This is a genomic window from Nocardia sp. NPDC057272, from assembly GCF_042668615.1.
Lineage (GTDB): Bacteria > Actinomycetota > Actinomycetes > Mycobacteriales > Mycobacteriaceae > Nocardia.
In genome coordinates this window covers 240,624-251,018 of the sequence record NZ_JBHUYK010000006.1, presented here as the reverse complement: position 1 = coordinate 251,018, position 10,395 = coordinate 240,624, and the positions used below count along the sequence as shown (strand labels likewise).

Below are 10,395 nucleotides of genomic sequence, written 5' to 3'. Positions count from 1 at the left end.
GTCGGGTCCGAGTCGTAGGTGAGCGAACACAAGCCTTTCGTCGCCGTTGCCACTCCGGTTGTCGCTGCCGCCAAGGTCAGCACCGTCGGCCGGTACCGGGCGTCGATCGAGCGCCTGCGGCTCTCGGCGATCCCGATCATCCAGTGCGCGCTCGGCGCCGCGCTGGCGTGGTTCATCGCCCACAATCTCGTCGGCCACATCGAACCGTTCTTCGCCCCCACCGCCGCGGTGGTCTCCATCGGGATCTCGTTCGGTGCGCGAGTGCGCCGGTCGGTGGAACTGGTGGTGGGTGTCGCGGTCGGCATCGGCATCGGCGACCTGTTCATCGCCCAGGTCGGGACCGGCGTCTGGCAGGTGGCGCTGGTGGTCGGCGGCGCCATGTCGGTGTCGGTCTTTCTCGGCAGCGGCGCGCTCATGACCATCCAGGCGGCGGGTTCGGCCGTGCTGGTCTCGACCTTGAACCAGGCGCCCGGCGCGGGTCCGAACCGCATGATCGACGCCTTGATCGGCGGACTCGTCGGGGTGGTGATGGTCGCGCTGATCCCACTGCACCCGGTGCGCCGCGCCCGCGAACACGCTGCCGACGTGCTGTCGGTGATGAGCAAATCGATGATCACCTGCGCCGAGGGCCTGCTCGAACAGAACTCGACGAAGGTGTCCGACTCACTGTCGGCGGTGCGCGACACCCAGCCCCAGATCGACGCCCTGCGCGACGCGCTCGCGGGCGGCCGGGAGATCAGCCGCATCTCACCGCTGTACTGGAATTCCCGAAAACGTCTGGAACGGATCCACAACGCGGCCGACCCGCTCGACAACGCGGTCCGCAACACCCGTGTGCTGCTTCGCCGTTCGCTCACCCTGGTCCGCGACGACGAGGTTCTCGATCCGCGCTTGATCGACCTGGTCGACCAGCTGGGCCATGCCACCGATGTGGTCCGCAAGATGATGCTGGCCGATCCGGGCGAGCAGCCCGATCAGGCCGAAGCCCTCACGTCGTTGCGCAGCGTCGCCAAGGCTGCCCGCCCCGAACTCGTTGTCGGGGCGGGATTGTCGGCGCATGTGGTGTTCGCGCAGCTGCGCTCGATCGTGGTGGATCTGATGGTGGTGTGCGGAATGCAGCGCATCTCGGCGATCGCCCTGCTTCCGCCCACCGTGCCCAATCCGTATGTGACGCCGGAGGAGTAGCTTCAGTCGCCGACGGGCGAAACACGCGGGCGCCCCGGTCGCAGCGAGAAACGCTTGCGATCGAAATCCCACGCCCGGTAGATCGGCCACTGCGAGGTGTGCATGATCCAGGCGCCGGTGATCACCGCGCGATGGAACGGCACGATGGCGTAGCCCTGATTGGCGATGGTCTGCAGGCCACGCAACTGGTACTTCCACCACACGTCCGGCGGGGTCTTGCGACGGCGCGCGGAGATCTCGGCCCGCAGCGTCGGCAGCTGGTCGATCCGCAGCTTCGCCTTCGACAGGCACAGCGCCAGATCGAGGTCTTCGTGCAGGTCGCGACGGGTGGTGGTAGCGGAACGCACCTGGTCCCACGCCGAGCGCCGGATCGCCATATTGGCGCCGTGCACATTGCCGACGGGCTGGGTCTTGATCATCCCCAGCCGTTCCTGGCCGCCGATCGCGGCCGCGAGGAAGATGCCGATCGGGGAGTCGTGATAGGTGCTGATGCCGGTCACCGCCATGGTGTCCGAGTAGGAGTCGAGGTGGGCGCGCACGGTGGCGCCCCAGTCGGGGGAGACGAGGGTGTCGGCGTCGATGCGGCCGAGGTAGTCGCCGCGAGCCTTGTCGAAGCCGGTGTTGCGAGCGAACGCGACGCCGGGCTGCGGCTCGGAGATCAGCTCGATCTTGGGATGTCGGGCGGCGAGTTCGGCGACGATCTCGCGGGTGTTGTCGGTGCTGCCGTTGTCGACGACGACGATCTCATCGATCGTGTCCTGGCCGACGAGGCGCTCGAGGCATGCGGTGATGCCCGCTGCTTCGTCGAGCGCCGGGATGACGACGGACAGGACAGCGGACGATCCGGTGGAGCTCATACGCAATTTCCGTTCCAGGGTCGATTCTGACCCGAGGCTATCAACGCCAGAATCGGGTCAACTGGCCACCGTAGGCGGCCCACACCTCAGGTACCCCCGACAGTTCGAACAATGCGTAAACACCGTTGAAGAACACCTGGCTCAGCGGGGTGAAGAAGATGACAGCGAACAGGATCAACATGCCGTAGGGCTTGAACTGATCGAGCGAGCGCCGGGTCTGGTAACTCAGCGACGGCTCGATGATCCCGTAGCCGTCCAGCCCCGGCACTGGCAGAATGTTCAGCAGAAACGCTGTGATCTGCAGAAACGCCAGGAAGCTGAGCCCGCACCAGAACGCGGGATGCTCGGCGACCGAACCGAAAGCCCGGATCACGATCAGCAGCACCACCGCACACAGCGCGTTCGACGCGGGGCCGACCGCGCTCACCAGGCGCTGCACACTCGTCTTGAACCGCGTCGTGTCCACATACACCGCGCCGCCGGGCAACCCGATCCCACCGAGCGCGATGAACACCAGCGGCAGACCGATCGACAGCACGGGGTGGCTGTACTTCAGCGGATTCAGCGTGAGATACCCACGCACCTCCACCTCGTGATCGCCTGCCCGCCACGCCACGTACGCGTGGGAGAACTCGTGCAGGCACAAGCTGATGATCCAGCCGAACACGACGAGCACGAATACGCCGACCTTGGCGCGCACCGAATCGATGTCGGCGTCCCAGGCGAGTGCACCGCCGCCGACGGTGATCAAGACGATCAGCAGGAAAACCGGGCTCGGCCGGACCGCGCTGTGCCCGGACCGCCGATCCGAGGGGAAGGAGTAGGTCATCGCACCAAGAGCCAGGGTTGTTCGAATCGATAGAAGGTCGAGCGGGGGACGGTGCGTTCGGCGGTGATCCCGTCGCGGGTGACGACCGCCCCCGGCGTCCCGAGCTGGGCGGCGCGGCCGGACACCCAGGTGCGCTTGCGCAGGCCTTTGCGTACTCGCGCGCGGACACCGGGCATGGTCATCGTCGGCGAGATCAGCATCGTGGTGACCTTGCCGGTGAACAGCAGCGTGTCGTCGACATAGGCTTCGCCCTCGAGCTTCGCGCCGTCGACACCGGTGATGCTCGCGCGGCCGACCAGTACGGTGCCGGTGTCGTCGCGGATCAGCGGGGTCTCGATCGCCCGGCCCTCCACCGCTCGCTTCGCGGCGCCGTTGCCGGTTCCGGTCTGATAGACCCGCGAGGCGTAGGTGGTGTCGACGGGGACGAAACCGACTTCGACGTGCAATCGCTCGGTGCGCATCAGATGGGTGAGCACGGCCGCGAGCGAGGCATCGGCGCCGAGCACGATCAGGCGCGGCAGGCTGTCGGCGGCCAGCACCGGAAGCAGCTCGTCGATCACCGCGACATCGGGGACCCGCCCGGTCTGGGTGTTGGGTAACGAGGAGAGCGCGATCGGGACCGGCATTTCACCGCATCGGAGAACGTGGGTACTCAAACTGCGGTACACCCTCCTCGGTCACGCAAACTCACTGCCGACTGGTAACCGTAACCGATCAGGGCAGGTGCGGTAGGGCGGGGTCGAACCGCTCCGGCGGGGCAGGTCGACGGGACCTGATCAGGCGTCGGCTAGACTGTGTCTCCGGCCACCGCCTCAGTACGGCAGGTAGCTGCAGTGCCGCGTGTGCTGCCGTCGATCTGTAGGAGACTCCGAAATGCCGGCAATCGTCCTCATCGGTGCCCAATGGGGCGACGAGGGTAAGGGCAAAGCTACAGACCTGCTCGGTGAGCGGTTGCAGTGGGTGGTCCGATACCAAGGCGGCAACAATGCCGGCCACACGGTGGTTCTCCCCAATGGCGACAAGTTCGCGCTGCACCTGATTCCGTCCGGCATCCTCACCCCCGGTGTGAAGAACGTCATCGGTAACGGTGTCGTCGTCGACCCGGGCGTGCTGCTCGACGAACTGGCCGGTCTGGAAGAGCGCGGAGTCGATACCTCCGGCCTGCTGCTCTCCGCTGACGCGCACCTGATCATGCCGTATCACGTGGCCATCGATAAGGTCACCGAGCGCTTCCTCGGCAACCGCAAGATCGGCACCACCGGTCGCGGTATCGGTCCCTGCTACCAGGACAAGGTCGCCCGCGTCGGCGTCCGGGTGGCAGACGTGCTCGACGAGAAGATCCTCACCCAGAAGGTCGAAGCCGCCCTGGAGTTCAAGAACCAGGTGCTGGTCAAGATCTACAACCGCCGCGCGCTCGACCCGCAGCAGGTGGTCGACGAGGTGCTCGAGCAGGCCGAATCGTTCAAGCACCGCATCTCCGACACCCGGCTCGAGCTGAACCTGGCGCTCGAGCGCGGCGACACCGTGCTGCTCGAAGGCTCGCAGGGCACGCTGCTCGACGTCGACCACGGCACCTACCCGTTCGTCACCTCGTCGAACCCGACCGCGGGTGGCGCGGCGGTGGGTTCGGGTATCGGACCGAACAAGATCGACACGGTGCTCGGCATTCTCAAGTGCTACACCACCCGCGTCGGCTCCGGCCCGTTCCCGACCGAGCTGTTCGACAACTTCGGTGAGTTCCTGGCCAAGAACGGCGGCGAGGTCGGTGTCACCACCGGTCGTGCGCGGCGGTGTGGCTGGTTCGACGCGGTGATCAGCCGGTACGCCACGCGCGTCAACGGGGTCACCGATTACTTCCTCACCAAGCTGGACGTGCTGTCCGGGCTGGATACGGTGCCGATCTGCGTGGCGTACGAGATCGACGGCAAGCGGGTCGAGCAGATGCCGACCACGCAGACCGAGTTCCACCACGCCAAGCCGATCTACGAGGAGCTGCCGGGTTGGTGGGAGGACATCTCCCACGCCCGCACCTTCGAGGAGCTGCCCGCCAACGCCCAGGCGTACGTGCTGCGGCTGGAAGAGCTGTCGGGTGCGCGGATCTCGTGCATCGGTGTGGGTCCGGGTCGCGACCAGACGATCGTCCGGCACGACGTGCTCGCGTGATGTGAGACTGGGAAGCCAGTCGGAGGTCCGGTGCCGGTTACGGCACCGGACCTTTGTTTTGGGCGGGGTTCCGAATATCCGCCCTGGTCAGGGCAACATGTGTGAATTATGTGGACTCGCTATCGATTTGTGGCATCCAGCTGGCTAACGCTATCGTCGCGGGGCGGCACGCGGGGACGTGCCGTTCTCCTCGAGTGTCAGTGGGTGTCGGCGTGATCCGTCGGTCTGTGAATGTGAACTCTTCGACGGTGCGGCGGGTCGCTCGGCCGGTGATCGGGGTGGTGCCCATGGCGTTGGCGGTCGCCTGTGCGGGTGTCGCGATCGCGGTGCCGCAGCCGGGAGTGAATGTTCCGGTGCAGCCGGGTGTCACCACCGAGTCGCCCGCCGACGAAGGCGGTCGCTCGGATCTGGCGAAGTTCGACGGTCCGGATTCGCTCGGGCATCTCACGCCCGAGCGTCCGGAGTCGCGCCCGGTGCCGGAGTACACCACCCCGGCCCCGCCGATCGTCATCGAGGAACTCCACCTTCCGGAGCCGGTCGAGCCGGTGGCGCCGATCGCCCCGCCCGAGCGGACACTGCGCATCGGTGACTTCACCAGCCCGGTCCCGGACGAGGTTCCGAACGACGTCCTCGATGGTGTGAACGGCACCGCGGCCGACGCCGAAGCCGCGATCGCCACCCAGGGCCGTTCGGTCGGCATCAACCCGAGCCGCTCCGACAAGATCGCCGCGGCGACCGTCGGTGGCGCGCTGGCCGGTGCCGCGATCACGGGTGTTCCGGCCGCTGCCGTCGGCGCGGTCGGCGGCGGCCTCATCGGCGCCGGCATCGGTGCCGGTGTCGGCTTCGCGGTGGGCGCCGCGGGCACCGCGGGTGCGGCCGCGATCCTCGGTGCCGCGGCGGCGGTCCCGACGGCGGGCGCGAGCGCCCTGGCGGCGATCCCCGCAGGCTTCGCCCTGGCGTGGCCGATCGCAGCCGCCAGCACCGGTGCGGGCGCCGCCATCGGCGCCGCGGCGGGTGCGGCTACCGGTGCCGCCGTGCTCGGCGTTCCCGCGGCCGCGGCGGGTGCCGTCGCAGGCGGCGTGCTCGGCAGCGGTTACGGGGCGACCCTCTGACCCGTCCCCCGACGGCACGGCCACAGTCCCGCGATCCGGTGGGAATCGGCTCGGGCGACCTCGTCGTCCGACTGCCCGCCGGGGTAGCGTCGAGAAGGGTTTCGGGATGGAGGTGGACGATGGCTCTGCGACGTGGGTCAGCCGCGGCGGCTCTGCTCGCGCTGGCGGTCCTGCCGGGATGCGCCGCCCAGGACGCGCCGGCTCCCTCGCCCAGCGTCTCCCCGGTGAGTTCGGCGCCGCCGCCCGCCCAGACTCTCGCCCCCTCGCAGCAGCGCAACGAACGCATTCGCGGGATGCTCTATACCGTCGGTTGCACGAGTAACAGCTGCGTCCAGGTCTACTTCGCGTGTCTGGACGGCTACCTCACCGGTGAGCCGTGCCAGTTCTTCCGCGATCACCCGCCGCCGCCCTGATTACTTTGTGCGGGTGAGGAATTCGCCGACAGCGGGGGCGAGGATCGAGATCTTGGGGTTGTGACCCACGCCGGAAAGTTCGGCGAATTCCGCGTTCGGGAGCACCTCGGCGGCGGCCTTCGAACCCTTGATGAGCAGCGCCGCGGTCCGGTCGCCCGCGAGCACGAGCACCGGCACCTCGACACCCTGCCAGTCGGCGCGGTCCAGCTTCTTACCCTGCATGTACGGCTTCATCACGGCCCAGTCGTGCGCGGTCGAGTTCGACGTCGCCGTCAGCGTCTTCCAGAAGGGCGTCACCCGCATCACCGCCACCATGAGCGACGGCATCCCCATCGCCTTGGTCATGTAGTACCGCACGGTTTTACCGCGATCGCCGGCCGCGATCATCGGGTGCAGCTTGGCTTCCAGATTCTTCGGCGGCACATGGCCTTTCGTGTCGACCACGAACGGCGGCTCGAACGCCACCACCTCGGTGACGCCGGGCACGGACCGCGCTGCCAGCAGTGCCAGCGCGGCACCGGAGGACCAGCCGAACAGCGCCGCTTTCCCGCCCGCGGCCTCGACCAGCGCCGCGATATCGGCGATCTCGTTGGCCGCGTCGTACACGCCGGGGGAGTCGGTGCTGTCACCGCGCCCGCGCCGGTCGTAGTTGAGCACCGTGAGCCCGTAGTCGTCGGCGAGCGCCTGCGCGAGTTCGACCATCGTGGGGAACGCGCGGTAGCTGAACGCGCCACCGATCAGGATGACGGTTCCGGCGGTCCCCTCACCGATCCGGTCGTAGGCGATCGTGGTGCCGTCGGCCGACGTCACAGTCTGCATGGGGAATTCCTCTCGATAACGGGCCGCCGCGTTCGACGGTACGCGATCACCTCGACCGCAGGTCCGCGCGGGTTTCGCGGATCCGGCAGCCGGCACGAGCCGGGCGAGTCCGATCTTGTTCGTTGAGACGGGACGCGTCGCGGGAATTCATCGGTGCTCCGCCGAACGAGTTGGGCGATCAGAACAACATCGGTTCGCCGAAGCCCGGCGTCCGTTCGATCTCCAGCAGCCGCGCCTTGGTGCCGATCCCGCCCGGCGCCGAGAATCCGTGCAGCGCGTGATCGGCCGCGAGCACCCGATGGCAGGGAATGATGAGCGGCACCGGGTTGCGCCCCAACGCTTGTCCGACGGCCTGCGCGGAGCCGGGAGCTCCGATCCGACTGGCGATATCGCCGTAGCTGAGCGTGTGACCCGGGTCGATCTCGCGCGTCACCGCGTACACCGCGCGATAAAATTCCGGCGCACCCCGCAGGTCCACCTCGATCCAGCGCAGCGCGTCGACCGCCCCGTCGAGGTGGGCGCGAATTCCCGCGATCGCCTCGACGATCACGGGCCCCGGTGCGCTCTCCGGCACCGGTGACCCGGCGAACGGCCGGGTGATCCGGGCGAGGGTTTCCTCTTCGCTCGCCTCGGGCAGCTGGAACCGGACAACGGCGTCACCGTGCCAGGCGATCGCGCACAGCCCGATAGCGGTGTCGAACAGTGCCGAGACCACCGTCTCGGTCTGCGTCGAGTCACTCATGATCACAGTGTGCGCCGACCCACCGACAAAGACATACTCACGCGGCGAGCGACCCTCGCTGCGGATCTGTCGACTGGACTTCAAGGCCAGTTTTGGGCGACTGGACTGCATCGTCGCCTACCTCGTGTGAGCGCATCGCATCGAGATCTCGGTAGAGGCGCTGCTCGTCGTACGTGCCGAAGGCCCGGTCATGCGGCAGATATTGGAAAGGCCAGAAGGGTAGTTCGCCCTTCTTGGGCGAAAAGTGGTAGACCGCCAACCCGAAGGCAACGGCAACGGTGAGGGCTAGGAAAGTGGTCATGCCAGTAAGAATCCACCCACTGGCCTTGCTTAGAAATATCCACTTAGGGAATACTGGACTTTATGGCGACAAGAGTGATCGGCGCAGCAGGCTTGGCTCGCGACCTCGGCCGGTGGCGTGACCCCGAAACCGACGGCGATGCCGAACGCCGCCCGCACCGGCCCGCCTACCTGGCCCTGGCCGAAGCCATCCGCCTGCTGATCCACGACGGCCGCGCCCCACTCGGCGTGGCCCTGCCCAGTGAACGCGATCTGGCGGGAACTCTCGGCGTCAGCCGCACCACCATCACCTCCACCTATTCGCTGCTGCGCGAACACGGCTACCTGATCAGCCGCCAGGGTTCTCGCAGCACTGTCGCGCTGCCGCCCGCGATCCAGCACGACGGCGCCAAGCCAAGCCGCGGCATCATGGCCCTGATGGCGCAGCCGGAACTGCCGACCATCGACATGACCTATGCCGCGATGCCCGCGTCCCCCGAACTCCACGACGCGTATTCGACCGCGCTGCAAGGAATCCCGTCCTATCTCGGCACCCACGGTATGGACCCGGTCGGCATCCTCGCGCTGCGCGAAGCACTGGCCCGCCGCTACACCGCGCGCGGTCTGCCGACGGAACCGGACCAGATCCTGGTGACCCTCGGTGCGCAACACGGACTTCGGCTGCTCCTCAACGTGCTCGCCTCACCCGGCGCCCGGGTCCTGATCGAGCACCCGTCCTACCCGAACGCCATCGAAGCCATTCGCGACGTCGGCGCCCGCCCCATCCCGATCCCACTGCGCCCCGAATTCCCTGACGCCGGCTGGGATCTCGAAGGTCTGCGCAGTACAGCGCGGCAGACCGCGGCCACCCTGGCCTACCTGGTTCCCGACTTCAACAACCCCACCGGACTGCTGCTCGGCGCCGAGGGCCGCGCCGAACTGGCCGCCATCGCCCGCGACACCAGGATGACTGTCGTCGTCGACGAGTCGATGGGCGAACTGAACCTGTCGGACGGGACCATGCCCCCGCCGGTCGCCGCGTTCGCGAAGGGCTCGGAGATCGTCACCATCGGTTCGGCGTCGAAGTCGTTCTGGGGTGGCCTGCGGGTCGGTTGGATCCGTACCAATCAGCCGCTGATCACCAAATTGCTCGGCATCCGCTCCACGGTCGACCTCGGCACCCCGGTGATGGATCAGCTGGCGACCGTCCACCTGCTCGAGAACGCAGAACCCATCCTCGAGCGTCGTCGCGAACAGCTGCGCGCCCAGCGCACCGCCCTGCTCGACGCCGTCGCCGAAGACCTCCCCGGCTGGCACATCACGGTCGGCGCGGGCGGCATGTCGGTGTGGGCCCAACTGCCCAGCCCGGTCTCCACCGCGCTCGCCGCCACCGCGCCCAATCACGGCGTATTGCTGGCCGCCGGACCACGTTTCGGCGTCCAGGGCGCGTTCGAACGTTTCGTCCGGCTGCCGTACACCCACCCCGAAGCCGAGCTACGCATCGCCGTCAAATCCATCGCCGCGGCCTACGACGCCCTCACGCCCCGCGCCGCCGACCCGCTGCAACCGCTCACCTGCTACTGAACGCGCACGGGTTGTGCCCGGTGGAAGCCGGTTCGGGGCGCACGGTTTCGTACCCCGCCCCGAACATGAACAACACCGAGGCCACCAATCCCACCGCGGTCAGCGGCACCGCGACAGCGCCGCGTTCGGACGGATAGCGGAACAGCAGCACCAGCAAACACAGCAGTGAGACGGCGGCGGCCAGCAGCATCCCGGTCGCCAGCCCGTTCAGCACGCTCACCATCACCGGTACCGGTGCCGCGCTGTGGCAATGGTTTTCGGCGATCTGCGCGGTACGGGTGTCGAACAATCCCTCGGCCAGGATGAAGCACAGCACTGCCGCGCCGAAGGTGGTGACCGCGATGAGGGCGGCGAGCACCTTCGGTGGGGTTCTGACGGTTCGGAACCTCGGCCTGTCGTCGATAGTGGAAAA

The 10,395-nt window shown here is 67.7% G+C and carries 12 protein-coding genes; 5 read left to right on the top strand and 7 right to left on the bottom strand.

Annotation, left to right across the window (positions count from 1 at the left end; translation table 11 throughout):
• Nucleotides 1-18 precede the first annotated feature (18 nt).
• Nucleotides 19-1,185 (top strand): aromatic acid exporter family protein, encoded by a 1,167-nt coding sequence (locus ACFULV_RS12300; RefSeq protein WP_378633598.1) that lies wholly within the window; start codon nucleotides 19-21, stop codon nucleotides 1,183-1,185.
• Between the two features lie 2 nt (nucleotides 1,186-1,187).
• On the opposite strand, the gene ACFULV_RS12295 is transcribed toward ACFULV_RS12300, so the two are convergent.
• The 3 genes from ACFULV_RS12295 to ACFULV_RS12285 are packed head-to-tail and all read right to left on the bottom strand — an operon-like array spanning nucleotide 1,188 to nucleotide 3,497.
• Nucleotides 1,188-2,042 carry a glycosyltransferase family 2 protein gene (locus ACFULV_RS12295; protein WP_378633601.1) on the bottom strand — a complete coding sequence of 285 codons (855 nt, stop codon included), beginning with the start codon at nucleotides 2,040-2,042 and terminating at the stop codon, nucleotides 1,188-1,190.
• Nucleotides 2,043-2,082: 40 nt separating this feature from the next.
• Entirely contained in the window at nucleotides 2,083-2,871 is a 789-nt protein-coding gene (locus ACFULV_RS12290; protein ID WP_378655872.1) for a site-2 protease family protein, read from the bottom strand.
• Entirely contained in the window at nucleotides 2,868-3,497 is a 630-nt protein-coding gene (locus tag ACFULV_RS12285) for a hypothetical protein (protein ID WP_378633606.1), read from the bottom strand. Before ACFULV_RS12285 ends, ACFULV_RS12290 begins: the two co-directional genes overlap by 4 nt.
• A 247-nt stretch (nucleotides 3,498-3,744) precedes the next feature.
• On the opposite strand from ACFULV_RS12285, the gene ACFULV_RS12280 reads away from it, so the two are divergent.
• From ACFULV_RS12280 to ACFULV_RS12270, 3 genes are all read left to right on the top strand, one after another.
• Entirely contained in the window at nucleotides 3,745-5,034 is a 1,290-nt protein-coding gene (locus tag ACFULV_RS12280; RefSeq protein WP_378633609.1) for an adenylosuccinate synthase, read from the top strand.
• A gap of 233 nt (nucleotides 5,035-5,267) precedes the next feature.
• Entirely contained in the window at nucleotides 5,268-6,146 is an 879-nt protein-coding gene (locus ACFULV_RS12275) for a hypothetical protein (RefSeq protein ID WP_378655869.1), read from the top strand.
• A 119-nt stretch (nucleotides 6,147-6,265) separates the two neighbouring features.
• Nucleotides 6,266-6,559, top strand: a complete 294-nt coding sequence (locus tag ACFULV_RS12270; RefSeq protein WP_378633615.1) for a hypothetical protein — start codon at nucleotides 6,266-6,268, stop codon at nucleotides 6,557-6,559.
• On the opposite strand, the gene ACFULV_RS12265 is transcribed toward ACFULV_RS12270, so the two are convergent.
• The 3 genes from ACFULV_RS12265 to ACFULV_RS12255 all read right to left on the bottom strand — a co-directional run bounded on the left by ACFULV_RS12265 (nucleotide 6,560) and on the right by ACFULV_RS12255 (nucleotide 8,421).
• On the bottom strand, nucleotides 6,560-7,378 hold the full coding sequence (locus ACFULV_RS12265) for an alpha/beta fold hydrolase (protein WP_378633618.1): 819 nt from the start codon (nucleotides 7,376-7,378) through the stop codon (nucleotides 6,560-6,562).
• Between the two features lie 178 nt (nucleotides 7,379-7,556).
• On the bottom strand, nucleotides 7,557-8,120 hold the full coding sequence (locus ACFULV_RS12260; protein WP_378655866.1) for a methylated-DNA--[protein]-cysteine S-methyltransferase: 564 nt from the start codon (nucleotides 8,118-8,120) through the stop codon (nucleotides 7,557-7,559).
• 37 nt (nucleotides 8,121-8,157) lie between these two features.
• Entirely contained in the window at nucleotides 8,158-8,421 is a 264-nt protein-coding gene (locus tag ACFULV_RS12255) for a hypothetical protein (RefSeq protein ID WP_378655863.1), read from the bottom strand.
• A 62-nt stretch (nucleotides 8,422-8,483) separates the two neighbouring features.
• Here ACFULV_RS12255 and ACFULV_RS12250 point away from each other — a divergent pair, with 62 nt between their 5' ends.
• The gene (locus tag ACFULV_RS12250) at nucleotides 8,484-9,983 is read left to right on the top strand and encodes a PLP-dependent aminotransferase family protein (protein ID WP_378633625.1); all 1,500 of its coding nucleotides are present in this window, start codon (nucleotides 8,484-8,486) and stop codon (nucleotides 9,981-9,983) included.
• On the opposite strand, the gene ACFULV_RS12245 is transcribed toward ACFULV_RS12250, so the two are convergent.
• The gene (locus ACFULV_RS12245) at nucleotides 9,970-10,341 is read right to left on the bottom strand and encodes a hypothetical protein (protein ID WP_378655860.1); all 372 of its coding nucleotides are present in this window, start codon (nucleotides 10,339-10,341) and stop codon (nucleotides 9,970-9,972) included. The genes ACFULV_RS12250 and ACFULV_RS12245 overlap by 14 nt on opposite strands.
• Nucleotides 10,342-10,395 lie beyond the last annotated feature (54 nt).

Bases quoted from the DNA above. Each gene is read 5' to 3' on its own strand.
- ACFULV_RS12295 (WP_378633601.1), bottom strand. From the start codon at position 2,042: ATGAGCTCCACCGGATCGTCCGCTGTCCTGTCCGTCGTCATCCCGGCG.
- ACFULV_RS12290 (WP_378655872.1), bottom strand. From the start codon at position 2,871: ATGACCTACTCCTTCCCCTCGGATCGGCGGTCCGGGCACAGCGCGGTC.
- ACFULV_RS12285 (WP_378633606.1), bottom strand. From the start codon at position 3,497: ATGCCGGTCCCGATCGCGCTCTCCTCGTTACCCAACACCCAGACCGGG.
- ACFULV_RS12280 (WP_378633609.1), top strand. From the start codon at position 3,745: ATGCCGGCAATCGTCCTCATCGGTGCCCAATGGGGCGACGAGGGTAAG.
- ACFULV_RS12270 (WP_378633615.1), top strand. From the start codon at position 6,266: ATGGCTCTGCGACGTGGGTCAGCCGCGGCGGCTCTGCTCGCGCTGGCG.
- ACFULV_RS12265 (WP_378633618.1), bottom strand. From the start codon at position 7,378: ATGCAGACTGTGACGTCGGCCGACGGCACCACGATCGCCTACGACCGG.
- ACFULV_RS12260 (WP_378655866.1), bottom strand. From the start codon at position 8,120: ATGAGTGACTCGACGCAGACCGAGACGGTGGTCTCGGCACTGTTCGAC.
- ACFULV_RS12255 (WP_378655863.1), bottom strand. From the start codon at position 8,421: ATGACCACTTTCCTAGCCCTCACCGTTGCCGTTGCCTTCGGGTTGGCG.
- ACFULV_RS12250 (WP_378633625.1), top strand. From the start codon at position 8,484: ATGGCGACAAGAGTGATCGGCGCAGCAGGCTTGGCTCGCGACCTCGGC.